The sequence below is a fragment of the Pseudomonas sp. RT6P73 genome, assembly GCF_054897715.1.
The window spans coordinates 1,363,675-1,386,902 of record NZ_JBUBUV010000002.1 but is presented as its reverse complement, the minus strand read 5'-3'; the positions used below and the strand labels follow the sequence as shown (position 1 = coordinate 1,386,902).

24 protein-coding genes and 1 riboswitch are annotated in these 23,228 nt (G+C 59.6%); of the genes, 8 read left to right on the top strand and 16 right to left on the bottom strand.

What is annotated here, in order from left to right:
* Nucleotides 1–61: 61 nt before the first annotated feature.
* Nucleotides 62–294: riboswitch (cobalamin riboswitch) on the bottom strand.
* Between the two features lie 155 nt (nucleotides 295–449).
* Together ACYZT6_RS06840 and ACYZT6_RS06835 are read left to right on the top strand one after the other, a co-directional pair.
* A complete protein-coding gene (locus tag ACYZT6_RS06840) occupies nucleotides 450–1,034 on the top strand; it encodes a hypothetical protein (protein ID WP_462026245.1) in 585 nt (194 codons plus the stop codon).
* Nucleotides 1,035–1,101: 67 nt separating this feature from the next.
* Nucleotides 1,102–2,415, top strand: coding sequence for a PQQ-dependent sugar dehydrogenase (locus ACYZT6_RS06835; RefSeq protein WP_462026244.1), 1,314 nt, complete (start codon nucleotides 1,102–1,104; stop codon nucleotides 2,413–2,415).
* Nucleotides 2,416–2,533: 118 nt separating this feature from the next.
* On the opposite strand, the gene ACYZT6_RS06830 is transcribed toward ACYZT6_RS06835, so the two are convergent.
* The 6 genes from ACYZT6_RS06830 to ACYZT6_RS06805 form a co-directional block, all read right to left on the bottom strand.
* Nucleotides 2,534–3,187 (bottom strand): class I SAM-dependent methyltransferase, encoded by a 654-nt coding sequence (locus ACYZT6_RS06830; RefSeq protein ID WP_462026243.1) that lies wholly within the window; start codon nucleotides 3,185–3,187, stop codon nucleotides 2,534–2,536.
* A gap of 15 nt (nucleotides 3,188–3,202) precedes the next feature.
* Nucleotides 3,203–3,739 (bottom strand): C40 family peptidase, encoded by a 537-nt coding sequence (locus ACYZT6_RS06825; RefSeq protein ID WP_109628654.1) that lies wholly within the window; start codon nucleotides 3,737–3,739, stop codon nucleotides 3,203–3,205.
* 221 nt (nucleotides 3,740–3,960) lie between these two features.
* Nucleotides 3,961–4,602 (bottom strand): C40 family peptidase, encoded by a 642-nt coding sequence (locus ACYZT6_RS06820; RefSeq protein WP_462026242.1) that lies wholly within the window; start codon nucleotides 4,600–4,602, stop codon nucleotides 3,961–3,963.
* 214 nt (nucleotides 4,603–4,816) lie between these two features.
* Complete coding sequence (gene hda / locus ACYZT6_RS06815; protein WP_010456804.1) at nucleotides 4,817–5,521, bottom strand: DnaA regulatory inactivator Hda; 705 nt, start codon at nucleotides 5,519–5,521, stop codon at nucleotides 4,817–4,819.
* Nucleotides 5,522–5,751: 230 nt separating this feature from the next.
* Entirely contained in the window at nucleotides 5,752–6,825 is a 1,074-nt protein-coding gene (locus tag ACYZT6_RS06810) for an AI-2E family transporter (protein WP_462026241.1), read from the bottom strand.
* A 38-nt stretch (nucleotides 6,826–6,863) separates the two neighbouring features.
* On the bottom strand, nucleotides 6,864–7,925 hold the full coding sequence (locus ACYZT6_RS06805; RefSeq protein ID WP_462026240.1) for a DUF2066 domain-containing protein: 1,062 nt from the start codon (nucleotides 7,923–7,925) through the stop codon (nucleotides 6,864–6,866).
* A gap of 384 nt (nucleotides 7,926–8,309) precedes the next feature.
* Here ACYZT6_RS06805 and purM point away from each other — a divergent pair, with 384 nt between their 5' ends.
* The 3 genes from purM to ACYZT6_RS06790 are packed head-to-tail and all read left to right on the top strand — an operon-like array spanning nucleotide 8,310 to nucleotide 10,740.
* Nucleotides 8,310–9,368, top strand: coding sequence for a phosphoribosylformylglycinamidine cyclo-ligase (gene purM / locus ACYZT6_RS06800; RefSeq protein ID WP_010456810.1), 1,059 nt, complete (start codon nucleotides 8,310–8,312; stop codon nucleotides 9,366–9,368).
* Nucleotides 9,368–10,018 carry a phosphoribosylglycinamide formyltransferase gene (gene purN / locus ACYZT6_RS06795; protein ID WP_077749781.1) on the top strand — a complete coding sequence of 217 codons (651 nt, stop codon included), beginning with the start codon at nucleotides 9,368–9,370 and terminating at the stop codon, nucleotides 10,016–10,018. The genes purM and purN overlap by 1 nt, the downstream gene beginning before the upstream one ends.
* Before the next feature lie 8 nt (nucleotides 10,019–10,026).
* A complete protein-coding gene (locus tag ACYZT6_RS06790; RefSeq protein ID WP_462026239.1) occupies nucleotides 10,027–10,740 on the top strand; it encodes a DUF3108 domain-containing protein in 714 nt (237 codons plus the stop codon).
* Nucleotides 10,741–10,804: 64 nt separating this feature from the next.
* On the opposite strand, the gene ACYZT6_RS06785 is transcribed toward ACYZT6_RS06790, so the two are convergent.
* The 3 genes from ACYZT6_RS06785 to ACYZT6_RS06775 form a co-directional block, all read right to left on the bottom strand.
* The gene (locus ACYZT6_RS06785) at nucleotides 10,805–11,983 is read right to left on the bottom strand and encodes a trans-sulfuration enzyme family protein (RefSeq protein WP_462026238.1); all 1,179 of its coding nucleotides are present in this window, start codon (nucleotides 11,981–11,983) and stop codon (nucleotides 10,805–10,807) included.
* Complete coding sequence (locus tag ACYZT6_RS06780) at nucleotides 11,980–13,356, bottom strand: pyridoxal-phosphate dependent enzyme (protein ID WP_462026237.1); 1,377 nt, start codon at nucleotides 13,354–13,356, stop codon at nucleotides 11,980–11,982. The genes ACYZT6_RS06785 and ACYZT6_RS06780 overlap by 4 nt, the downstream gene beginning before the upstream one ends.
* 147 nt (nucleotides 13,357–13,503) lie before the next feature.
* Nucleotides 13,504–14,514: an amidohydrolase family protein gene (locus ACYZT6_RS06775; protein WP_462026236.1), complete on the bottom strand. Its 1,011-nt coding sequence runs from the start codon at nucleotides 14,512–14,514 to the stop codon at nucleotides 13,504–13,506.
* Nucleotides 14,515–14,656: 142 nt separating this feature from the next.
* Here ACYZT6_RS06775 and ACYZT6_RS06770 point away from each other — a divergent pair, with 142 nt between their 5' ends.
* The gene (locus ACYZT6_RS06770; protein WP_219095619.1) at nucleotides 14,657–15,073 is read left to right on the top strand and encodes an OsmC family protein; all 417 of its coding nucleotides are present in this window, start codon (nucleotides 14,657–14,659) and stop codon (nucleotides 15,071–15,073) included.
* A gap of 61 nt (nucleotides 15,074–15,134) precedes the next feature.
* Nucleotides 15,135–15,998, top strand: coding sequence for a pirin family protein (locus tag ACYZT6_RS06765; RefSeq protein ID WP_462026235.1), 864 nt, complete (start codon nucleotides 15,135–15,137; stop codon nucleotides 15,996–15,998).
* A gap of 210 nt (nucleotides 15,999–16,208) precedes the next feature.
* Here ACYZT6_RS06765 and ACYZT6_RS06760 read toward each other — a convergent pair whose 3' ends face one another.
* From ACYZT6_RS06760 to ACYZT6_RS06745, 4 genes are all read right to left on the bottom strand, one after another.
* Complete coding sequence (locus ACYZT6_RS06760; RefSeq protein WP_462026234.1) at nucleotides 16,209–16,937, bottom strand: dienelactone hydrolase family protein; 729 nt, start codon at nucleotides 16,935–16,937, stop codon at nucleotides 16,209–16,211.
* Between the two features lie 66 nt (nucleotides 16,938–17,003).
* The gene (gene htpG / locus ACYZT6_RS06755; protein WP_462026233.1) at nucleotides 17,004–18,908 is read right to left on the bottom strand and encodes a molecular chaperone HtpG; all 1,905 of its coding nucleotides are present in this window, start codon (nucleotides 18,906–18,908) and stop codon (nucleotides 17,004–17,006) included.
* A gap of 81 nt (nucleotides 18,909–18,989) precedes the next feature.
* Nucleotides 18,990–19,442 (bottom strand): PaaI family thioesterase, encoded by a 453-nt coding sequence (locus ACYZT6_RS06750; RefSeq protein WP_462026232.1) that lies wholly within the window; start codon nucleotides 19,440–19,442, stop codon nucleotides 18,990–18,992.
* Nucleotides 19,439–19,915: a PaaI family thioesterase gene (locus ACYZT6_RS06745; RefSeq protein ID WP_462026231.1), complete on the bottom strand. Its 477-nt coding sequence runs from the start codon at nucleotides 19,913–19,915 to the stop codon at nucleotides 19,439–19,441. Before ACYZT6_RS06745 ends, ACYZT6_RS06750 begins: the two co-directional genes overlap by 4 nt.
* A gap of 157 nt (nucleotides 19,916–20,072) precedes the next feature.
* On the opposite strand from ACYZT6_RS06745, the gene ACYZT6_RS06740 reads away from it, so the two are divergent.
* Complete coding sequence (locus tag ACYZT6_RS06740; protein ID WP_462026230.1) at nucleotides 20,073–20,306, top strand: hypothetical protein; 234 nt, start codon at nucleotides 20,073–20,075, stop codon at nucleotides 20,304–20,306.
* 68 nt (nucleotides 20,307–20,374) lie between these two features.
* Here the strand turns inward: ACYZT6_RS06740 and ACYZT6_RS06735 are convergent, their stop codons facing one another.
* The 3 genes from ACYZT6_RS06735 to brnQ form a co-directional block, all read right to left on the bottom strand.
* Entirely contained in the window at nucleotides 20,375–20,776 is a 402-nt protein-coding gene (locus ACYZT6_RS06735; RefSeq protein ID WP_462026229.1) for an MAPEG family protein, read from the bottom strand.
* On the bottom strand, nucleotides 20,776–21,513 hold the full coding sequence (locus tag ACYZT6_RS06730; protein ID WP_462026228.1) for a DUF599 domain-containing protein: 738 nt from the start codon (nucleotides 21,511–21,513) through the stop codon (nucleotides 20,776–20,778). Before ACYZT6_RS06730 ends, ACYZT6_RS06735 begins: the two co-directional genes overlap by 1 nt.
* 263 nt (nucleotides 21,514–21,776) lie before the next feature.
* Nucleotides 21,777–23,090, bottom strand: coding sequence for a branched-chain amino acid transport system II carrier protein (brnQ, locus tag ACYZT6_RS06725; protein WP_438660788.1), 1,314 nt, complete (start codon nucleotides 23,088–23,090; stop codon nucleotides 21,777–21,779).
* Nucleotides 23,091–23,228 lie beyond the last annotated feature (138 nt).

The following is a 23,228-nucleotide window of genomic DNA, read 5'->3' as shown; positions in this document are numbered from 1 at the left end:
CTGGATAACGGCGGGCAGGCACAAGAATAGACGGCAAGAAGCCTGGCATCGCCCACCGTGATGCCGTTGGATGAATCAGGCCGGTCTCCGGGCTCATGAGCGGCTTGCGCCGGACTGCGCGCCTTCCCATGTCGACGTAGACACAGTGGCTCAAGGCGCAATCTTTACTCATTTACCGTTGCGGGGGCAGCGCCGGGATCGTGACGTTTCGTCGCGTGAAGATAGTCACTCACCGGCTTCCCTGTTTCACTCTGTCGACCTTCGCCACAGAGCACCTGAAACAAGCCGCGAAGGTTAGAGGGTTGGGGGTGGAGCGTCAATTGAAGACAAAGCGCGGGCGAGCGATATACTGCCGCCGGTCAATTTACTGACCCCCAACTTGCACCACACTGTCAGCAGTGATATCAAAGCGCCACAACCCAACATCACAATTACAAAGGGTGAGCAACATGCAAGGCATGATCATCAGCAATCCGAAGCTGGAATTCCTGCGACCGGTGCTGGAACGCTGGTTTGACTGTATCGACCGCTACAATGCGGTGCGCGGCGATAACGACACGCCTTACTGGTACGACGAAAAAGCCAACATCGGCTTACTCTCCGCCGCGGCCTGGATGGCGGAAATGGTCACGCTGCAACAAACCACCACGCGCAAGCAAAACGAAGAAGGCGAACGCAACGGCCGCGCCGATCTGTTTATCGCCTCCGCCGAAGAACGCGCCTACCTTCAGACCACTCAACGCTGGCCGCGGGTCAATAGCCTGAACCTGACTCAGGCGCTGCAAGACATCACCAGCGCTGCCAAACGCATCAGCTACGCCAGCGACCTGAAACTCGGCTGCCTGTTCGTTGCGCCACAAAAGGCCCAACAGAGCGCGACGCCGGAAGAACTTCAGGACATGGTCGACGACCTGCAAAAGGAACACAGCTGCGCCGTGGCCTGGTATTTCCCGTACGCCTATCGCAAGTTGCGCAACGAAGCCGGCAACTACCACCCCGGCATCGCCGTGCTGTTCAAGGAAGCCCGCGGCTGACCGGTTGAACCATCGCGCGTCAAATCTTCTCTATGATTAAGTCAATGCATTCATAGGGAAGATCCGCATGCGCAAGCCCCAGCTCGTTCTCCTCATCGCGCTCGCCGGAGGGCTCGCCGCCTGTGGTGAAACCTCCAGCTTGCAAGTCTCCGACGGCACCGGCCCGTCACCCAAGCTGCCAGAACCCAACAAAACCCTGATCCCGACGGTGAATATCGCCCCGGCGATCGGCTGGCCGGAGGGCGCGAAACCCACCCCTGCGGCGGGCACTCAAGTGGCGGCATTTGCCGAAGGGCTCGATCACCCGCGCTGGCTGTATGTGCTGCCCAACGGCGATGTATTGGTGGCCGAAACCAACGCGCCACCGAAACCCGATGACGGCAAAGGCGTTAAAGGCTGGGTCATGAAGAAAGTCATGGGGCGTGCCGGCGCCGGCGTCCCCAGCCCGAATCGCATCACGCTGCTGCGGGACAAGGACCACGACGGCATCGCCGAAACCCGCACGGTGTTCCTGGAAAACCTCAATTCGCCCTTCGGCATGACGCTGGTCGGCAATGACCTGTACGTAGCCGACACTGATCGCTTGCTGCGCTTTCACTATGAAAATGGCGACACGGCGATCAAGTCGCCGCCGAGCAAGGTGGTCGATTTGCCGGGTGGCACGCTGAATCACCACTGGACCAAAAACGTCATTGCCAGCAAGGACGGGAGCAAGCTTTACGTCACGGTAGGCTCCAACAGCAACGTCGGCGAAAACGGCCTGGATCAGGAAGAAGGTCGCGCGGCGATCTGGGAAGTGGATCGCGCCACCGGCAATCACCGGATCTTCGCCTCGGGGATTCGCAATCCAAACGGTCTGGCCTGGGAACCTCAGACCGGCGCCCTGTGGACGGCGGTCAATGAGCGGGACGAAATCGGCAGCGATCTGGTGCCGGACTACATCACCTCAGTGAAGGACGGCGGATTTTACGGCTGGCCCTTCAGCTATTACGGCCAGCACGTCGATATTCGCGTCGAGCCGCAAAATCCGGACCTGGTGGCCAAGGCCATTGCGCCGGACTACGCAGTTGGCCCGCATACCGCGTCGCTGGGCCTGTCGTTTGCCGAGGGCAACACACTGCCAGCGCAATTCAAGGAAGGTGCCTTCATCGGCCAGCACGGCTCGTGGAACCGAAAGCCGCACAGTGGTTATAAAGTGATTTTCGTCCCGTTCAGCGCAGGCAAGCCGACCGGGCAACCGGTTGATGTGCTCACAGGTTTCCTCAATGCGGATGAGAAAGCCATGGGCCGGCCTGTGGGCGTGGTGATTGATCAGCAGGGAGGTTTGCTGGTGGCCGATGATGTGGGGAACAAGGTGTGGCGGGTGTCGACCGCGAAGTAACTGCAACAGCCCCCCTTGTAGGAGCGAGGCTTGCCCGCGAAGGCTCTAGGTCAGGCAACATCAATGTTGGATGTGCCGACGCCTTCGCGGGCAAGCCTCGCTCCTACAAGGGGGGCGTTTAGCGTTTGCGGCACAGAGTTAAACCATCTCCTAGCGGCAACAACGACAAATCCACCCGCGAGTCATCCTTCAAGGCGCGATTGAGCGCCTGGATGGCTCGGGTGTCTGCGCTTTCGGGATTGCGCTCAAGCACCCGCCCGCTCCACAGCGTGTTATCGAACACCGCCAGTCCGCCGACGCGCAGCAGACGCAGTGCATGCTCCAGATAGCCCGGGTAGTTGGACTTGTCGGCATCAATGAAGATCAGGTCGAATTGCCCCGGCTGATCCAGCTGAGCCAGGGTTTCCAGCGCAGGCGCCAGACGCAGATCGATGCGATTGGCGAGGCCCGCCTCCTGCCAGTAACGGTGTGCGATAGCGTTGTAGTCACCGGGGATATCACAGCAGATCAGCGAACCGTCCTCCGGCAACGCAGCAGCCATGCACAAGGCGCTGTAACCGGTGAACGTGCCGACTTCCAGCAAGCGTTTTGCGCCAGTGAGTTTGACCAATAACGCGAGGAACTGCCCCTGCTCCGGCGCCACCTGCCAGCGAGCCATGGGCAGCGCCTGGGTTTCGTCGCGCAAGCGCTTGAGCAGCGGCGTTTCCCTCAGGGAAACGTCGAGCAGGTATTGATACAGGGAATCGTCGAGATTAAGTGTGCGGGCGGTCATGACGACCTCTGCGAACTAGGGATTACGCGCCAAGTGCTCTGGCTGCAGAACACGCTTGGCGCTCAGATAAGCCTTCTGCCAGTAAGCCTTGGACAAGCTGTCGAGCTTCACCGTGCCGCCAGTGGCTGGCGCGTGGACGAAGCGGCCTTCGCCGACGTAGATCCCGGCATGGCTGACCTGGGAGCCGCCATTGGTGGCGAAGAAGATCAAGTCACCGGTCTGCAGGCCTTCCTTGCCGACGCTGGCCGCTTGCATGCTGATCATTTCGCGGGTGGTACGCGGCAGGGAAATACCGGTGACATCACGGTAGACGTAACCGATCAGGCCGCTGCAATCAAAGCCCGAATCCGGCGTGTTACCGCCCCAACGATACGGCGTACCAACCAGGCCGAGCGCGCGGAACAGCACGTCTTCTGCCTCGGGGGAAAAGGGTTGCGGGTTACCGAAAACAATGGGGGCGCGAACCACCGGCGCGGGGGGCGGTGTGCGACTGGCGCAAGCGCTAAGCAGGGCTGCGAAGAGCATGATGGTGAGGCGGGCCGACATCGTCATTTGCAGAACATCCTGATCTGGCTGCGGCTTTTTCTGCCGGGAAGACAGAAAAGAAAACCGCCTGCGCAGGACGCAGGCGGTTTGCCATCAATAATAGATCTGGATTCTAGCGGCTATCGGCCAAACTTCAAGTAAGACTTTAAGTTCGCCTTACAAACTGTCCGCCTACTACGTTGCGCGGAGGCGTTTTGTCGCCACTGACGTGGCGACAGGCTGAAGATTTACTTGCGGGCGGTGACCACGGTCGGGGCCATCGCGAGTGCGCGCTTGGCTTCGATGAAGGTCTTGCTCCAGTAGCTGTCGCCCAGGCTATCGACCCGAACACCACCGCTTTTGCGGCTGCTGGAGTGGATGAACTGGTTGTCGCCCAGGTAGATCCCGGCGTGACTGACACGACCGCGACGACCATTGGTGGCGAAGAACAGCAGGTCACCCGGCTTCAGCGCGCTGCGAGCCACCAGCGGAGCGTTCACGTTGATCATCTCGCGAGTAGAGCGCGGCAGGTTCATGCCGGCTTCTTCACGAAACAGATAACCGATGAAACCGCTGCAGTCGAAGCCAGCCTCGGAGGTGCCACCGAAACGGTAACGGGTACCGATCAGGGACATGCCACGTTCGAGGATGCTGTCTGCCAGAACCGGAAGCTGGTACGACTTGCCATCGGCGAAGTTTGCCAGTTCTTTATCGGTGGCCACGCTGTCCTGGTAAAGATCTTCCTGGAAAAGAACGGAAGTAGACTGGGCGGTAACTGAATTCTTGACCTGCTGTTGTTGCTCTTGCTGGGTCACTGGGGAGTGGGCAGCGCAACCGAACAACAAGGTGACGAGTGCGAGAGGCACGAGGGGTGCGAAGCGCTTTAGCATGGGCACGACCGTGGCTGATAGTTATAAAAGAAGCCGCGACTATGCCCGCTATCATCCTCATTTGCAAATTCAATCGAACTTTATGTGACTTCCCGGTTCCGCGTTTACATCTAAGCGCTTAAGCCCCTTTTAGACGCCTGCGCAGCCTACAACTTGTAGGAAAGCGGATTTTCTGACGCCTGAAATATGCCAAAACCCCTGCCAGGCTTGAGCTTTACCAGCCTAATGTTTCTTTCAGGAAAGGAATCGTCAGCTTGCGCTGAGCTTGAAGGGAGGCCTGATCGAGGCGTTCAAGCAGCTCGAAAAGCGCGCTCATGCTGCGGGTGCCGCGAGTCAAAATGAAATGCCCGACTTCATCGGTCAAGTGCAGGCCGCGACGGGAAGCACGCAGTTGCAACGCGCGTAATTTGTCTTCGTCGGAGAGCGGACGCATCTGAAAGATCAGCGCCAACGTCAGACGGGATTTGAGGTCCGCCAGCTTCACCGGCAGTTCACGCGGGGATGTCGACGCGGCAATCAACAGGCGTCGACCGCTGTCACGCAAACGATTGAACAGATGGAACAGCGCCTCTTCCCAATCCGCCCGACCGGCCACCGCCTGCAAATCATCCAGGCAGACCAGTTCGTATTGTTCGAGGTTGTCGAGGATGGAAATGCCGCGATCCAGCAGCTCGGCCAACGGCAGATACACCGCCGGCTCCCCCAGTTGCTCGAAGCGCAGGCAGGCTGCCTGCAACAAGTGCGTACGCCCTACCCCGTCCTTGCCCCAGAGATAAATCAGGCTTTCGGTCCAGCCGGCGTCGGCTTCGCATAGCCGCTCGACATAGCCGAGTGCAGCGGCATTGGCGCCTGGGTAGTAATTGATAAAGGTAGCGTCATCACGCAGACGCACACCTAGGGGCAGCTGAATCGGTTTCATGCTGACTGAACAGTTCCAAAGGAACCGTTAGTGGCCTCTGTGTAAAGTTTGCGAAGTTTATACCCGTGAGGCGGGTCGCACAATGCGACAGACCACAAGCAAAATCAAAGGTTTGCGTTAACGCCCTGGTTTTATGACAGTTTCTTTGGCGGCGCATGTGACAGCAGCGCGGGGGAAACGGGCCAACCCGGCATGAAACCAGGTCGCCCGCCGTGAGACATCAACGCCCCTTATAGTTCAGGTTCGTCGACACCGCTGTAGATATCTGAATCTTTATATAAATCATGCACATGGCGCACCAGCACCATGATCACCGCCGCCACTGGCAACGCCAGCAACACGCCGGTAAAGCCGAACAGCTCGCCCCCGGCCAGAATGGCGAAGATCACCGCCACCGGGTGCAGACCGATACGATCGCCCACCAGCAAGGGCGTCAACACCATGCCTTCCAGCGCCTGCCCGACCATGAACACGGCGACGATACCGACCATGGGATACAGATCGCCACCAAACTGAAACAGGCCGGCCACCAACGCCGCACCGATCCCGATCACAAAGCCCATGTACGGCACAATCGCCGCCAAACCGGCAATCATGCCGATCAACAACCCCAGCTCCAGTCCTATCAACATCAGGCCCGCCGAGTAGATCACCCCTAGCGCCACCATCACCAGCAACTGCCCGCGCACGAATGCACCCAGCACTTCATGGCATTCGCCGGCGAGGGTCACGACGCGCTCTTCGTTTTCACGGGGCAGCAGGCTGCGGACCTTGGCCATCATCACGTCCCAGTCCCGCAGCAGGTAGAAACTCACGACCGGAATCAGCACCAGGTTCGCCAGCCAGCCAATCAACGCCAGCCCGGAAGCCGTCGCCTGGCTCAGCACCACCCCGACAATGTCGGTGGTCTGGCCCATGTGTTCGCTGATCGCGGCCTTGAGCTTGTCGAACTTCCAGAAATTATCCGACAGCCCAAATTTCGATTGCGCCCATGGCAGTGCGGTGTGCTGCAGCCAGTCGAGCATCTGCGGCGCCAGCTCATACAAGCGAAACAGTTGCTTGGCGAGCATCGGCACCAACACCAGCAACAATGTCGTGAAGATCAAGGTGAACAACGCGAACACCGCCACCACGCCCCAGGTGCGTGACAGGCCAGCCCTTTCCAGCCGATCCACCAGCGGATCGAACAGATAGGCCAGCAGCAACGCCACCAGAAAGGGCGTCAGGATCGGATGCAACAACCAGACAAACACGCAGAGCAGAACCACCCCACCCAACCAGAACCAACGCCGCGTATCGGCCATGTACCACTCCATATGCATCTATATAAAGAAAGAAAACCTTACCAACGGAATCGCAGCTGCGGCACCCGTGCCGGAGTTGGTGCAATCACAGTCGCCGAACCATCGGCCACTGGTTGCACAGGGGCTACCGGAGCTGGCGCCTCACCCGCCGGCACCTCTTGCAACTTCGCCAGGGACAGCTGCGAGCGTAACTGCTCGGGGCTGCCATTGACCCGATAGAGAATGCGCTCGCCGTCGACACTTTGCAGGCGCGCCCCAAAAGGCTCCAGCAAGCGCCCGAGGGCGGCGTAGCGTTCCAGGTTCATGCCCTGCACTTCCAGCAATTGTTCGCCCGAAGCGCCGGGCTTCACGACAAACCGCGGCGCCAGACGCTCACTGACGGCCAGCATCACTGCATCAGCCACAGCGGCCTGGTCCGCGCCCTGCACGCTGCCCGCCTCCTTCTTGTCGCCCAGCCATAAATTCCACTTGGCCTGCCACTGGCCGCCCTCTTCACGGGCATGCACCGCGAGCAAGCCGTCAGCGTTGTAACGGTCCGATGCACCGCGCAGTGGCGCTGCATCCGTGCCTTCAAGATTCGGCGCCGTAGCGACCAGTTGCTCACTCAGGTCGGCCAACGGCAGACGCAATGGCAGACCACGGTGTTGGGCCGCGCGACGCAACGGCGCGGCGCTGGCCTGGCCATCACCCACCAGGCTCGAACCCTCGGCGGAGTCGTTCAACCACCAGCTCAGGATCGACGGCCGATTAGCCCCCCACAAAGACAACCCGGCGCGGCGCAAAGCCTGTTCGGTGGTGCCCGGGTCGAAATCGACCTTCAGTACTTCCGGCGGGCCAGCGTCGAAACCGTATTGGCTGATGATCTGTTGCGGGTCTTTGCGCAGCGCCGCCAACCCCGGACTTTGCGCAGCCTTGGGATCACCGGTCAGGCGCAGTACCAGCGTATCGAGCGCGCGCTGGGTCGCCTGATTGCGCTCCTCCGCCGACTGACTGCTGACAGGCTCGCGCACTTGATATAGGCCTTTGACGGTTTCGGCATGACTCGCCAGGCTGACCAGTGACAAACAGCCTGCAAATAAAAATCTGGAAAAAAAACGCATGGAAGATTCCTGACGACAAGAGCGGCTGGAACAGACCGCATGAAGATGATCGAGCAAGGCTGTGACCACGCCCCTGCGCAAAACATTCACCACGATCTGACTAAGTTTTCGCACTGTCATAACGATAGACGGTTAATCGCGATACCTTATACAGCCATCGGGGACGCGACCAACACGGGCAATAACGGTTTTTTTCGGCCGATATGCCCCTGCCGTCGGCGTGAGGATGGCCGCTGCCCCTCAAGCCTGATAAAATCGCGCGCCTTCGCAGACCGGCAACAGCCGGGCAGTGTCGGAATAGCGCGCAAGGCTCTCGCCTACGCCGTTTCGGCGGCCCCACTGGACTCGGTCGTTACCCCTGAATCCCCCCTAAAGGCCTGGATCATGAGCAAGCAACCCTCCCTGAGCTACAAGGACGCCGGTGTAGACATCGACGCCGGTGAAGCATTGGTCGAACGCATCAAGAGCGTCGCCAAGCGCACTGCGCGCCCGGAAGTCATGGGCGGCCTGGGCGGTTTCGGCGCCCTCTGCGAAATCCCGGCCGGCTACAAGCAGCCTGTACTGGTTTCCGGCACCGACGGCGTGGGCACCAAGCTGCGCCTGGCACTGAACCTGAACAAGCACGACAGCATCGGCATCGACCTGGTGGCCATGTGCGTGAACGACCTCGTGGTCTGCGGCGCCGAGCCGCTGTTCTTCCTCGACTACTACGCCACCGGCAAGCTCAACGTCGAAACCGCGACCCAGGTCGTGACCGGCATTGGCGCTGGCTGTGAATTGTCCGGCTGTTCCCTGGTCGGCGGCGAAACCGCTGAAATGCCTGGCATGTACGAAGGCGAAGACTACGACCTGGCCGGCTTCTGCGTCGGCGTCGTGGAAAAATCCGAAATCATCGACGGTTCGAAAGTCGCTGCCGGCGATGCCCTGCTCGCCCTGCCGTCTTCCGGCCCGCACTCCAACGGCTACTCGCTGATCCGCAAGATCATCGAAGTGTCCGGTGCCGACATCGAAAACATCCAGCTCGACGGCAAACCGCTGACCGACCTGCTGATGGCCCCGACCCGCATCTACGTGAAGCCGTTGCTCAAGCTGATCAAGGACACCGGCGCTGTCAAAGCCATGGCCCACATCACCGGTGGCGGCCTGCTGGACAACATCCCGCGCGTTCTGCCAAAAGGCGCTCAGGCCGTGGTTGACGTGGCGAGCTGGACCCGTCCTGCGGTATTCGACTGGCTGCAAGAGAAAGGCAACGTCGACGAAAACGAAATGCACCGCGTGCTGAACTGCGGCGTGGGCATGGTCATCTGCGTGGCTCAAGAGCACGTCGAGACTGCGCTGAACGTTCTGCGTGAAGCCGGCGAGCAGCCTTGGGTCATCGGTCAGATCGCCACCGCTGCCGAAGGCGCGGCTCAGGTTGAACTGAAGAACCTCAAGGCTCATTGATGTCCCAGACCTGTGATGTGGTGGTGCTGTTGTCCGGCACCGGCAGTAACTTGCAGGCCTTGATCGACAGCACGCGGACCGGCGACAGCCCGGTCCGCATCGCCGCGGTGATTTCCAACCGCGCCGATGCTTACGGCCTGCAACGCGCCAGGGACGCGGGTATCGACACCCGCTCCCTGGATCACAAGGCTTTCGAAGGCCGCGAAGCCTTCGATGCCGCGTTGATCGAACTGATCGACGCCTTCAACCCCAAACTCGTGGTACTGGCCGGTTTCATGCGCATTCTCAGCGCTGACTTCGTGCGCCACTACGCAGGTCGCCTGCTTAACATCCATCCCTCGCTGCTGCCCAAATACAAAGGGTTACACACTCATCAGCGCGCGCTGGAGGCCGGCGACACGGAACACGGCTGCTCCGTGCACTTCGTCACCGAGGAACTCGATGGCGGACCACTGGTCGTACAGGCAGTAATACCGGTAGAGTTGCACGATTCGCCGCAGAGTCTGGCGCAGCGAGTCCACGTTCAGGAACACCTGATTTACCCGATGGCCGTACGCTGGTTTGCCGAAGGTCGTTTATCGCTCGGTGAACAAGGTGCTTTACTGGATGGAAAGCTACTCGCGGCCAGCGGCCACTTGATTCGAAACTAGGAGATTTTATGCGTCGCGCCCTGCTCTTCGCTTGCGCTCTGCTTGCACTGCCATTTGCGCAGGCTGCAGAACTTCAACCTTTCTCCGCCAGCTACACCGCCGACTGGAAACAGCTGCCCATGAGCGGCACGGCTGAACGCAGCCTGACCAAGCAAGCCAACGGCGTCTGGAAGCTCAGCTTCAAGGCATCGATGATGATCGCCAGCCTGACTGAAGAAAGCACCCTGACCCTGGACAAGGACACCTTGCTGCCTCAGTCCTACCACTTCGAACGCGGTGGTCTGGGCAAAGCCAAGAAAGCCGACCTGGACTTCGACTGGACCACCAAAATGGTCACCGGCACCGATCGTGGTGACGCGGTCAAGATCCCGCTCAACCGTGGCATGGTCGACAAATCCACCTATCAGCTTGCTCTTCAGCACGATGTGGCTGCCGGCAAAAAAAGCATGAGCTATCAGGTTGTCGATGATGGCGAAGTCGATACCTATGACTTCCGCGTGCTGGGTTCGGAAAAAGTCGACACCAAGGCTGGCCAGATCGATGCGATCAAGGTCGAGCGCGTGCGCGACCCGACACAAAGCAAGCGCACCACCGTCCTGTGGTTCGCCAAGGACTGGGATTACTTGCTGGTTCGCCTGCAACAGGTCGAAACCGACGGCAAGGAGTACAACATCATGCTCCTCGACGGCAAGGTCAACGGCAAGACTGTCAAAGGCAGCTGATCCGGATCGACACGAAAATCCGGAATCCATCAAGGATTCCGGATTTTTTTATGCCTGCTGAAAGTTAAATCCGCGCCAGCGCCTGGGCCAGGTCGGCGCGCAGGTCTTCGACGTCCTCAACCCCCACCGACAAACGCACCAGCGCATCGCCGATCCCGAGTTGCGCGCGGGTGTCTGCCGGGATGGTGGCGTGGGTCATGATCGCCGGGTGCTCGATCAGGCTTTCCACCCCGCCCAGGCTTTCGGCCAAGGCGAAGATCTGCACACTTTCAAGGAAACGTCTGGCGCCGGCCAGGTCGCTGTTCAGGTCGAGGGAAATCATCCCGCCGAATCCACGCATCTGCTGCCGGGCCAATTCGTGCTGCGGGTGCGACGGCAGGCCCGGATAGTAAACGCGCGCCACTTGCGGCTGACGCTCCAGCCATTGCGCCAGCTCCAGCGCGTTGCTGCAGTGACGTTCCATGCGCAGCGCCAGTGTCTTCACGCCGCGCAGGGTGAGGAACGCGTCGAACGGCCCGGCGATAGCGCCCACCGCGTTTTGCAAAAAGCCCAGGCGCTCGGCCAGTTCCGCGTTCTGCCCGACCACCGCGATGCCGCCGATCACGTCAGAGTGGCCGTTCAGGTACTTGGTCGTCGAGTGCACCACGACATCGAAACCCAGCTCCAGCGGGCGCTGTATCCACGGGCTGGCGAAGGTGTTGTCGGCCACGCAGAGGATGCCGCGCTCGCGGCAGATGCGCGCGATGGCGGCGAGATCAGAAAGGCGCAGCAAGGGATTGCTCGGCGTCTCGACACAGACCATCCGCGTGTCGTCCTGCAACGCCGCTTCGAAGGCCGACAGGTCGGTCAGGTCGACGTAGCTGAAACGATGCCCGGCACTGCGCTGACGCACCTTGTCGAACAGTCGGAACGTGCCGCCGTACAGATCGTTGCCGGAGACGATGTGCGCGTTAGCGTCGAGCAGTTCCAGTATGGTGGAAATCGCCGCCAGTCCGGAGGCAAAGGCAAACGCCCGGGTCCCGCCTTCAAGGTCCGCCACGCAACGCTCCAGCGCAAAACGCGTCGGGTTGTGCGAGCGCCCGTAGTCGAAGCCCTTGTGTACGCCGGGGCTCTGCTGCAAGTACGTGGAGTTGGCATAAATCGGCGGCATCAGCGCCCCGGTGGAAGGATCCGGCGTCTGTCCGGCATGGATCACACGGGTGCCGAAGGCGCGTGGCGCGCCGGTTTCATCGTGCTGACTCATGTAAGGGATCTCCGTAAATGATTGAGCATGTCGACTCGCGTAATCAAGCCGTGGAAGCCCGAGGCGTCGGCGATGATCGCCACCAGCCCGCGATCGAGCTCCGCCTGCAGTTCGGCCAGACTCGCGCCAGCCGGCAGGGTTTGCAACTTGTCAGTCATTGCGCTGGCCACGGGCCTGCGCAAGTGCGAAGCGTCTTCGTGCACGCCCAGCAGAATATCGGACTCGTCGATCACGCCGATCAGCCGCTTTCCGCCCTCCAGAACCGGCAGTTGTGACACATCCGCCAGGCGCATGCGCTGGAAGGCGGTAAGCAGCGTGTCGTCGGGGCCGACGCTGATCACTCGGCCATCCTCGAAGCGCCGTGCGATCAGGTCACGCAGATCGCCGTAACGCTTGTATTGCAGCAGGCCCTGATCGTTCATCCACTGGTCGTTGTAGACCTTCGACAGGTAACGGGTGCCGGTGTCGCAGACGAAGCTGACCACCCGTTTCGGCTCGGTTTGCTCGCGACAGTAGCGCAGCGCCGCCGCCAGCAAGGTGCCGGTCGAGGAACCGCCAAGAATGCCTTCGGCGCGCAGCAGTTGGCGGGCATGATCGAAGCTTTCCTCGTCGCTGATCGAATAGGCATGGCGCACACTGGAAAGGTCGGCAATCGACGGAATGAAGTCTTCACCGATGCCTTCCACCGCCCATGATCCTGCCTTCCCAAGGGTGCCACTGCGACTGTACTCGGCCATCACCGAGCCGACCGGGTCGGCCAGCACCATTTCCAGGTTCGGCTGCACGCGCTGGAAGAAGCGGGTCAGCCCGGTCAGCGTCCCGGCCGAGCCTACGCCGACAACGATGGCGTCCAGATCATGCTGGGTCTGCGCCCAGATCTCCGGCGCGGTGCTGCACTCGTGGGCCAGCGGGTTGGCCGGGTTGTTGAACTGGTCGGCGAAGAAGGCGTCGGGAATCTCCTGCGCCAACCGCGCCGCCACATCCTGATAGTAATCGGGATGGCCCTTGCCGACGTCGGACCGGGTGATGTGCACCTCGGCGCCCATCGCCTTCAAGTGCAAGACCTTCTCGGTGGACATTTTGTCCGGCACCACCAGCACCACTCGATAGCCTTTGGCACGACCGACCAGGGCCAGGCCCAGGCCGGTGTTACCAGCGGTGGCCTCGACGATGGTGCCGCCAGGTTGCAGACGGCCATCGCGTTCGGCGGCGTCAATCATCGCCAGACCGATGCGATCCTTGATCGAGCCGCCAGGGTTCTGTGATTCGAGTTTGAGAAAAAGGGTGCACGGGCCGGTATCAAAGCGGCTGACGCGCACCAGCGGCGTATTGCCGATCAGTTCAAGCACGGCAGGGCGGGAGTCGTTTGGCATGTCGTAACCTCGCTGCGAGAATCCGCACTGGATGGACAGCGACTTGCGGCGAGTCATCGCGCCAGTCGCCAGTAATGCCTCGCAAGGAACATAGGCAGGGATTGCCTCATTCGCAACCGTGCGCAGCCAATCGGTAGTCTGGTCGCCCTAACGGTTACGCGGCAGGATCGCCAGGAAATTGTCCCGCGCAACTTTCCTCGCAACCGCCTCAGGCAGGGCGTCGAGAAACGGATCGAAGCTGCGCATTTCCTTACCGAGCTTGTTGAAACGTCCCACCACATCAGAGCCGAGCATGAAGCGATCCGGGAAGCGTTCCACCAGCTTCAACCACGCGTCGGAAGGCTTGCCCTGCTCATCCAGCAGGTAAGGCGTCAGCATGCTCCAGGACAGGTCGATGAACAGGTTGGGGTAAGCCTCGAGCATTCGGGTCAGGGTCGGCAATAGAAAATCCAGCCGAGTCTGATGCCGATGGACCTCGGCGCTGGTGCCCGCGTGAGCCCAAATGAATCGCGTGTGCGGGTGATTACGCAGCGGCTCCTCGACTTCCGACAGGTACAGCGGATTTTTCTCACGCTTGGAGGTGATGTTGGAGTGCAGCATCACCGGCAAGTCGTTCTCGGCCGCCAGGTGATAAATCCGCGTCATCGCTTCGTTGTTGGCCCGTGGCGTATCGCCGGAGGTCAGCGCGGTCAGGTCATCGTGCCGAGTAAACACTTCGCCGATCCCCTGCCACAGCCCAGGATTGAGGTCGAGCATGCGCTGAATGTGCGCCGCGGAGTTTTTGTCGTTGGGATTGAAGCCCGACAGGAACGGGTGAAAGCGCTGACGCTGTGCAGGCGTCAGTTTGTTCACCGCTGCCGCGACGATCACATCCGTCGCGCTGTACCAATAGGCATCGGCGTCATCACCGGCGTAATAGCGCGGGCGTTTGGGTTCGTCTTCGTGCCATTTCTTCGCCACCGGGATACCGGAAATCATCACATGCTCAATGGAGTTGTAGTCCATGGCCTTGAGCAATGCCGGCATGCCCGCCGTTTCCTGGAAGAAGTCCACGTAATGCAGGTGCGCATCGCTGTAGGCGTATTCGCGTGCATTGGCGACAGCACTGGACAACACCAGCAAACAGGCAAGGCTCAAACGAAACAAGGGCACGGGCATTCTCCGGGGGCAGGAAACACGTAGACCTCCGCACACTCGAGACGGTTCATCCTGTAAGAAAGTGGAACGCGCGTCGGTAGGAATGCTCTATACCTTCAAGGTCTTTTTTGATCGAATGACTTTTTAGCCTGGGAGGCTCCCCATGACCGTTACCGTCAATACCGTTTCCGCCGAAGGTTTTCGCCACAGCGTCCAGATCGATGACCACGAACTCTTTGCCGATGTGCCAACCACCTCTGGCGGCGAAGGCACGGCCCCTGAGCCACATGATTACTTCGACGCTGCCCTGGGTGCCTGCAAGGCCCTGACATTGAAGATGTACGCCAAGAAGAAAGACATCCCGCTGACCGGCGTCACCGTTGAAGTCAAACGTGACAACAGCGAAGAGCAGAAAGGCAAATATGCCCTGCACGTCAAACTGACCCTCAAGGGTGTGCTCACCGACGCTCAGCGCGACGAGCTGCACCGCGTGGCCGACCGTTGCCCGGTACACAAACTGATGACCAGCACTGAAGTGAGTATCGAAACCCATCTGTCCGAAGGTGCCTTCAGCCAATAGCAGCAAGGGCTGCGCAAGCGGGTTATGCTCCACGCGTCACCCGCTCAGCCTGGAATGCACCATGAACACTCCGCTCGTGATCCGCCCTCGCGCCGAAGATGTCGAAGGCCAGCCGATTCTGCGCCCGCTGCCGTCAGCCAAATGCCGTAGCGTCGGGCCTTTCGTATTTTTCGACCACATGCTCGAAACCCCTTATCCGGCGGGTAAAGGCATGAACATCCGTCAGCATCCGCACATTGGCTTGTCCACCCTCACCTATTTGTTCGTAGGAAAAATCCAGCACAAGGACAGTCTCGGTTCCGACCAGGTGGTGGACGCCGGTGATGTCAGCTGGATGACGGCGGGCAGCGCGATCGCCCATGTCGAGCGCACGCCTGAGGCGTTGAAGGACACGGGCTTCACGATGCACGGTTTGCAGGTTTGGCTCGCATCCCCCAAGGAGCATGAACAGGGGCCGGGCCACTACAGCCATCACCCGGCGGCGACGTTGCCGGTCAGCGATAACCTTGGCGTGAAGATCCGGATGATTGCCGGGTCAGGCTTTTGCCTGGAATCGCCGGTGCCGGTGCTTTCTCCTACGCTGTATGCGGAATTGAACCTGCAAACGGCAACCACCTTGCTGATTCCGACCGAGCATGAAGAGCGGGCGCTGTATGTGCTCAGTGGCGAAGCACAGCTGGATGGCGAACTGCTGGAACCGCATGCGCTGGTGGTGTTGCCGGCCGGAGAGGAAATGACGCTGTTCGCCGAGAGCGACTGTCATGCGGTGTTGTTTGGCGGGGCACCGCTGGACGGGCCGCGGCGGATCAACTGGAATTTTGTGGCGAGCGATCCGGCGGCGATCGATGAAGCGCGGCGACGCTGGGCGGCTGGGGATTGGCCGACGGTGCCGGGGGAAAGTGAGCGGATCGAATTGCCGCGGTAGATAGCGTCGGGGTTAAGAGTTATGGCTGGCTGAAAAATCACCCCTCACCCCAGCCCTCTCCCCACGGGGGAGAGGGGAAAGGGAGCCGATCTCCATAGCTTTTAGTTCCTGAGTTCGACTCTATTTCCCCGGTCTCAAAATATCTACAGACCCCCTCGGTCAGTCCCCTCTCCCTCCGGGAGAGGGTTAGGGTGAGGGTGCTTTTCGCTTTTAGCCTTTAAACACTTCATCCAGCAAATTATGCATCGAGGCAAACGCACGCCCCGCCGTCTTCGCGTCATACATCATCTTCCCCGGCACATTGGCATGCGGGTCGGTAAACGAATGCACCGCGCCACCGTAGCTCAGCAGTTGCCAATCCACGCCCGCCGCATTCATTTCCTCTTCAAACGCCGGCAATTGCTCTTTCGGCACCAGTGGGTCGGATGCGCCGTGCAGCACCAGCACCGAACCCTCGATGTTTTTCGCATCATTGACGTTCGGCGTATCCAGTGTGCCATGGAACGAAACCGTCGCTTTTACCGGCGCGCCCGTGCGAGCCAGTTCCAGCGCGCAGCAACCGCCGAAGCAGAAACCGAAGGTCGCCAGCTTCGAGGTATCAACCGCCGCCTCGCCCTGCCCTTGCAACTGGTCGAACGCCGCCTGCATGCGCTTGCGCAGCAACGCGCGGTCGTTTTTCAGCGGCATCATCGCCGCGCCCGCCTCGTCGCCGTTCTGCGGACGTACCGCCTGACCATACAGATCCGCAATCAGCACCACATAACCCTTGGTCGCCACCGATTTCGCGATCTCCTCGGCACCGGCACTGACGCCCATCCAGTTCGGCGCCATCAACAGACCGGGGCGCGGGCCTTTGTGGTCGGCATCGAACGCCAGACGGCTTTCATACGGCTGGCCATCAATCTGATAAGCGACAGAACGAACAGTGATTTGGCTCATGACTAACTCCCAGTAAAAGACACCAGAATGAAAAAACCCGCCGAAGCGGGTTTTTGTACAACTCAGTTAAACCGACAGTTCAACCAGCAGCTTGTTGAGGCGGCGCACATACGCGGCCGGGTCTTTCAAGCTGTCGCCGGCCGCCAGGGCCGCCTGATCGAAGAGAATGTGCGACAGGTCGCCGAAGCGCTCGTCGCTCTGCTCGTTGTCGAGTTTCTCGATCAGCGGGTGAGCCGGGTTGAATTCGAAGATCGGCTTCGAATCCGGAACCTTTTGACCGCTGGCTTCGAGGATCTGACGCATCTGCATGCCCAGGTCCTGCTCGCCGATGGCCAGGATCGCCGGGGAATCGGTCAGACGGTGGGAAACCCGTACTTCAGCAACAGAGTCGCCCAGTGCAGTTTTCAGACGCTCAACCAGGCCTTCTTTGGACTTGGCGACTTCTTCCGCGGCTTTCTTGTCCTCTTCCGAGTCCAGGTTGCCCAGGTCCAGGTCACCGCGCGCCACGTCGACAAAGCTCTTGCCGTCGAAGTCGCTGAGGTAGCTCATCAGCCACTCGTCGATGCGGTCGGTCAGCAGCAGCACTTCGATGCCTTTCTTGCGGAAGACTTCCAGGTGCGGGCTGTTTTTGACTTGCGCGTAGGTTTCGCCGGTCAGGTAGTAAATCTTGTCCTGACCTTCCTTGGCGCGAGCCAGGTACTCGGTCAGACCCACCACTTGCTCGCCTTCATCACCGTTGGTCGATGCGAAACGCAGCAGGCCAGCGATTTTTTCTTTGTTGGCGAAGTCTTCTGCCGGGCCTTCTTTCATGACCTGGCCGAAGTTTTTCCAGAAGCCTTTGTATTGCTCAGGCTCGTTCTTCGCCAGTTTTTCCAGCATGTCCAGAACGCGCTTGGTCAGCGCCGACTTCATGGAGTCGATGATCGGGTCTTTCTGCAGGATTTCCCGCGACACGTTCAGCGACAGGTCGTTGGAATCGACCACGCCTTTGATGAAGCGCAGGTACAGCGGCAGGAACGACTCGGCCTGATCCATGACGAATACGCGCTGTACGTACAGTTTCAGGCCTTTCGGCGCTTCACGCTGGTACAGATCGAACGGAGCACGGGTCGGCACGTACAGCAGCGAGCTGTATTCGAGCTTGCCTTCGACCTTGTTGTGGCTCCAGCTCAGCGGATTTTCGTAATCGTGAGCGATGTGTTTGTAGAACTCCTGGTATTCCTCGTCCTTGATCTCGGTGCGAGGACGGGTCCACAGGGCGCTGGCGCGGTTGACGGTTTCCCATTCAACGGCTGGCGTCTCTTCGCCTTCGACGGCTGCCACTTCTTTCGGCAACTCGATCGGCAATGCGATGTGGTCGGAGTACTTCTTGATAATGTTGCGCAGACGCCAGCCATCGGCGAATTCGTCTTCACCGGACTTCAGGTGCAGGACGATACGGGTGCCGCGCTCGGCTTTCTCAACGGTGGCAACTTCAAAATCGCCTTCACCCTTGGACGACCAGTGCACGCCTTCGCTGGCGGCAGCACCGGCACGGCGGCTGAACACGTCGACTTTATCGGCGACGATGAACGCCGAGTAGAAACCGACACCGAACTGACCGATCAGGTGCGAGTCTTTCTTCTGATCGCCAGACAGGTGTTTCATGAAGTCAGCAGTGCCGGATTTGGCGATCGTGCCCAGGTGGGTGATCGCGTCTTCACGGCTCATGCCGATGCCGTTGTCTTCGAGGGTGACGGTTTTGGCGTCCTTGTCGAAGCTCACACGGATTTTCAGTTCGGCGCCACCTTCCAGCAGTTCAGGCTTGGACAGGGCTTCGAAACGTAATTTGTCGACAGCGTCAGAGGCGTTCGAGATCAATTCGCGAAGGAAAATTTCCTTGTTGGAATACAGCGAATGGATCATGAGGTGCAGCAGTTGCTTCACCTCGGTCTGGAAGCCCAGGGTTTCCTTTTGAGTTTCCACACTCATGGTCATCAAACTCCAATCAGATGGCAGTGGCCGCGACCTTCAGGGTCGACGGCGGGTTGTCATCAGAGTTTGGGGCTGAGTTCAGGATTTCAAGGGCTCTTCAATTTTGAAATGGGCCCGGGCCGTGGCAATCGGTTCGGCTTCGGTGGTTTGCCAGGCCGTAATCGCTACGTTTGCGACGCGCCGGCCCTGGCGGCAGACCTGACATTTGGCCCAGGTATCGCGAAACTGCCCGGTTCGCAGGTAATCGAGAGAAAAGTCGATGATCTTCGGCACACCGGGCGAACCGGTGAAAATCAGCAGGTGCAGCGCTGCGCACAGTTCCATGAAACCGGCAATTACCCCACCATGGATCGCGGGCAGTAAAGGGTTACCAATGTTGTCCTTGTTGGTCGGCAGGCGGAACAGCAGCTCATCCCCGACACGGGAACACTCGACACCGATCAGTTTGGCGTAGGGAAGCAGATGCAGCAGCGAGGCGTAGTCCCCCTGCTCATGGGCCTGCTGAAGTTGCTCCTTGAAAGTGTCAGTCATTTCGCACCTCCGGCGATTGCACCGCCAAAACCCTTGGCGCCTTTGATGGCTTTGCCCATGCGCATGAACGTGCCGACGACATGAGCGATGGGCTGCTCGGGATCGTCCTGGTAGGCAAAGCCCCGAGCGAAGATCACGTCGGTGGTCACCCGGTAGCATTGGGCGAAACCGTAGACATCCTTATGGGGCTCGGCGGCGTGCATGTAGTCGATGCGCAGATCGAGGGTCGGACAGACTTCGAATTCGGGCAGGACGCAGAGGGTCGACATGCCGCACGCGGTGTCCATCAGGGTGGTGAGCGCCCCGCCATGGATCACCCCGGTCTGCGGGTTACCGACAATTTGCGGGCTGTACGGCAGGATGACCGTCAGTCCGTCGTTGCTGGCGCTGTGAACGCGCAAACCCAGTACCTGACAATGCCTGAGCGCCGAAAGAAATCGCGTCGCGCGCTCAAAAACGGGGTTTTCGGCCATGTGATATACACTCTTCTTAGTATTCGGAGATCGTATTCAGCGTATTCGTAAAAGTTCCCGCGGGAATAATCTTATATATCTGAACGAATTGAGGAACTTAACCCTATTGGCCGTGCTCGAAAGGCCAGTAGATATTTTCCATAAGGAGATACACCCCATGCGTAAGACTTTAGCTATTGCCTTGATGTTGACCGCTTCCCTCGGTCTCGCTGCCTGCGATAAAAAATCCGAGGACAAAGCTCAAGATGCAGCCAAACATGCTGAGCAAGCTCAGCAAGACATGAGCAAAGCTCAGGATAAAGTGAACGACGCTGCGAAAGAAAACGCCGAAGCCGCCAAAGCTCAGGCTGAATCGGAAGCAGCGGCAGCAAAAGAAGCACCTAAAAACTAAAGCAGTTTTTAGCGTGATAAAGAAAACCCGCCAAGTGCGGGTTTTCTTTTGCCTGTAATTTGCCCCCGCTAGAGCAAAATAGTTCTAAAAGTCGGACTAATCATCAGCAGCAACGAACACACTAATCCGACGAACCACACCAGACTCCGCTGCCAGGCAAGATCAGCCCAATAGCACAGCAAATAAATGATTCGGGTAATCACAAAGATGATTGCCAGCGAATCGATCAGCCACCCCGCCGTTTGCGTGGTGTGCGCCATCAATACCCCCACCGCAAATAATATGAACGCCTCGAAGCAGTTCTGATGAGCCGCCACCGCACGGGCGCCGAAGCCTGTGAGTTGCGCTTGTTGCTGACGCGGCAGGTGATTGTTGTAACCGCCCTGCTCGCTCATGGCTTTGGCCACTGGAATCTTTGCCACGTAAATCAACAATGCGCTGATAAACACACACCAGAACGGAACACTCATCAAGCGGCCTCTTTATTGGCTTCGGGCAATGGCGCCTCTGTAGGGGTATAGACCATCACATCGAGAACGTCGGAATGGAACTCCCGGCGATACAACACCAGCACCACGCCCGCACTCATCAACATGAACAGCCACGGGCTGACGAACCAGGCCAGCATGGTCATGCCGAAGTAGTAAGAGCGCAGGCCAAAGTTGAACTGGTTGGCGGCCATCGAGATCACCCGGGCCGCGCGGGCCGCGAAGGCCTTGCGCTCTTGTTCGGACACGTGGCGCTCACCAATCATCGGTGCCGAGCCAATCAGAATCGCGGCGAAGTTGTACTGGCGCATGCACCAGCTGAACGTAAAGAATGCATAGACAAACACCAGCGCCAGGCACAGCAACTTGATTTCCGACATGCCCTGCGACGCCTGCTGCACCATCGGAATATCTGCCAGCAACGACACGGCCCGCTCGGACGCGCCAAGTACCGTGAGAATACCGGCCAGGATAATCAGTGTGCTGGACGCGAAGAACGAGGCGTTGCGCTCCAGGTTGCCGACCACGCTGGCGTCTGCGATGCGGTTGTCCCGCAGCAACATGCGGCGCATCCAGTCTTCGCGGTACAGGTGCAGCACACTGGCCAGGCACGCGGTGTCGCGGCCCTTCCACGAGGCATACCGGGTGTAACCGCCCCAGCAAATGACAAACCAGACGGCGGCGAGGAGGTGGATGATGTTGGCGTGGATGAACGACATGCAGGTCCTTGTGATGTAGATGCGGAGTACCTGGCCCCTGTGGGAGCGAGCCTGCTCGCGATAGCAGAATCACATTCAATAGAGATAGTGAATGATCTACCGCAATCGCGAGCAGGCTCGCTCCCACAGGGGATTTGCAGTGCTTCGACGTTAGCTGACAAAAAAAGACACTGCATCACGCCCATAAAAAATGCCCCGTATCGATTGATACGGGGCATTTCTGTAGATGCTCAAGACCCGCTTGTGGCGAGTCGTGAAACCGCTTAAGCCAGCGCTTCTTCGCGCTTGCCCAGCAAACGGTCGCAAACCACCGCGACCACCAGGGTCATGACCGATGGCACCAACCACGCCAGTCCCTGCTCGCTCAGCGGCAGATGGGACAGCTGAGTCGGCATCCAGTCCGCCAGACCCGCGCCCTTGAGCGCATCGATCAGGCCGAAAATGAACGACACCAGCATCACCGGGCCAACGATGCGGCCCTGCTCATGCCAGAAGTCTTTGCAGAAGCTCAGCGCCACCAGGGCGATGCACGGCGGGTAAATCGCCGTCAGTACCGGGATCGAGAACGCAATCAGCTTGGTGAGGCCCAGATTGGACACAAACAGCGAGAACACCGCCAGGATGATGACCAATGTCTTGTAAGACAACGGCAACACACGGCTGAAGTACTCGGCGCAGGCGCAGGTCAGGCCGACAGCCGTCACCAGGCAAGCCAGCGAGATCAGCACGGCAAGGAAACCACTGCCCAACGAACCGAAGGTGTGCTGAACGTAAGCGTGCAAAACCGCCGCGCCATTAGTAGCACCGGCCGCCACTTCATGGCTGCCGGAACCGAGACGGAACAGGCTGACGTACACCAGCGCCAGGCCCACGCCGGCAATCAGACCGGCAATGATCGCGTAACGGGTGATCAGCACCGGCGATTCGACACCACGGGAGCGGATCGCGTTGACGATGACGATGCCGAACACCAGTGCGCCGAGGGTATCCATGGTCAGGTAACCATTGATGAAACCCTGGGAGAATGGTGCCGCCACGTACTCAGGGGTGGCCACGCCGATGTCGCCGGCAGGCAACGCGAACGCGGCAATGCCGAGTGCGGCCAGGGCGATGATCTTCAGGGGTGCGAGGAAACGTCCTACGGTATCCAGCAAACGGCCCGGATAGAGCGAAATGAAGAACACCAGCAGGAAGTACACCGAGCTGTAGAGGAACAGCGCGAGCGGGCTCTCGCCGGTCAGCGGCGCCAGACCCACTTCGAACGACACGGTCGCGGTGCGCGGCGTGGCGAACAGCGGGCCAACGGCGAGGTAGCACGCGGCGGCCAGCAAACCACCGGCTATTTTGCCGATCGGGCTGCTCAACGCATCCATCGCACCACCGACCTTGGCCAGTGCCACCACGGTGATGACTGGAAGACCGACCGCGGTGATCAGAAAGCCCAGCGCCGCCATCCAGACATTGGGTCCGGACTGCAAACCGACGATAGGCGGGAAGATGATGTTGCCAGCCCCGACAAACAGGGCAAATGTCATAAAACCAAGTGCCAGGATGTCCTGACCTTTCAAAACTTTCATTAAGGAAATATCCACACTACTGAATCGGAATTTAGAGAGGGATTTCCCTTGTGGGTGAGGGAAATGCTGTCGGTCCGTATAGGACTGACCCTTTAGCGCGTTGCTTCCTTGTGGGCCGCTGACGCAAAAATGGCTGCT

Coding starts and splice junctions, on each gene's coding strand:
- purM (WP_010456810.1), top strand. CDS start 8,310: ATGAGCAAGCAACCCTCCCTGAGCTACAAGGACGCCGGTGTAGACATC.
- htpG (WP_462026233.1), bottom strand. CDS start 18,908: ATGAGTGTGGAAACTCAAAAGGAAACCCTGGGCTTCCAGACCGAGGTG.
- ACYZT6_RS06810 (WP_462026241.1), bottom strand. CDS start 6,825: ATGGCCGATACGCGGCGTTGGTTCTGGTTGGGTGGGGTGGTTCTGCTC.
- ACYZT6_RS06780 (WP_462026237.1), bottom strand. CDS start 13,356: ATGCCAAACGACTCCCGCCCTGCCGTGCTTGAACTGATCGGCAATACG.
- ACYZT6_RS06765 (WP_462026235.1), top strand. CDS start 15,135: ATGAACACTCCGCTCGTGATCCGCCCTCGCGCCGAAGATGTCGAAGGC.
- ACYZT6_RS06830 (WP_462026243.1), bottom strand. CDS start 3,187: ATGACCGCCCGCACACTTAATCTCGACGATTCCCTGTATCAATACCTG.
- ACYZT6_RS06790 (WP_462026239.1), top strand. CDS start 10,027: ATGCGTCGCGCCCTGCTCTTCGCTTGCGCTCTGCTTGCACTGCCATTT.
- brnQ (WP_438660788.1), bottom strand. CDS start 23,090: ATGAAAGTTTTGAAAGGTCAGGACATCCTGGCACTTGGTTTTATGACA.
- ACYZT6_RS06735 (WP_462026229.1), bottom strand. CDS start 20,776: ATGAGTGTTCCGTTCTGGTGTGTGTTTATCAGCGCATTGTTGATTTAC.
- ACYZT6_RS06820 (WP_462026242.1), bottom strand. CDS start 4,602: ATGCTAAAGCGCTTCGCACCCCTCGTGCCTCTCGCACTCGTCACCTTG.
- ACYZT6_RS06750 (WP_462026232.1), bottom strand. CDS start 19,442: ATGACTGACACTTTCAAGGAGCAACTTCAGCAGGCCCATGAGCAGGGG.
- hda (WP_010456804.1), bottom strand. CDS start 5,521: ATGAAACCGATTCAGCTGCCCCTAGGTGTGCGTCTGCGTGATGACGCT.
- ACYZT6_RS06730 (WP_462026228.1), bottom strand. CDS start 21,513: ATGTCGTTCATCCACGCCAACATCATCCACCTCCTCGCCGCCGTCTGG.
- ACYZT6_RS06785 (WP_462026238.1), bottom strand. CDS start 11,983: ATGAGTCAGCACGATGAAACCGGCGCGCCACGCGCCTTCGGCACCCGT.
- ACYZT6_RS06770 (WP_219095619.1), top strand. CDS start 14,657: ATGACCGTTACCGTCAATACCGTTTCCGCCGAAGGTTTTCGCCACAGC.
- ACYZT6_RS06805 (WP_462026240.1), bottom strand. CDS start 7,925: ATGCGTTTTTTTTCCAGATTTTTATTTGCAGGCTGTTTGTCACTGGTC.
- ACYZT6_RS06760 (WP_462026234.1), bottom strand. CDS start 16,937: ATGAGCCAAATCACTGTTCGTTCTGTCGCTTATCAGATTGATGGCCAG.
- ACYZT6_RS06740 (WP_462026230.1), top strand. CDS start 20,073: ATGCGTAAGACTTTAGCTATTGCCTTGATGTTGACCGCTTCCCTCGGT.
- ACYZT6_RS06840 (WP_462026245.1), top strand. CDS start 450: ATGCAAGGCATGATCATCAGCAATCCGAAGCTGGAATTCCTGCGACCG.
- purN (WP_077749781.1), top strand. CDS start 9,368: ATGTCCCAGACCTGTGATGTGGTGGTGCTGTTGTCCGGCACCGGCAGT.
- ACYZT6_RS06825 (WP_109628654.1), bottom strand. CDS start 3,739: ATGACGATGTCGGCCCGCCTCACCATCATGCTCTTCGCAGCCCTGCTT.
- ACYZT6_RS06745 (WP_462026231.1), bottom strand. CDS start 19,915: ATGGCCGAAAACCCCGTTTTTGAGCGCGCGACGCGATTTCTTTCGGCG.
- ACYZT6_RS06835 (WP_462026244.1), top strand. CDS start 1,102: ATGCGCAAGCCCCAGCTCGTTCTCCTCATCGCGCTCGCCGGAGGGCTC.
- ACYZT6_RS06775 (WP_462026236.1), bottom strand. CDS start 14,514: ATGCCCGTGCCCTTGTTTCGTTTGAGCCTTGCCTGTTTGCTGGTGTTG.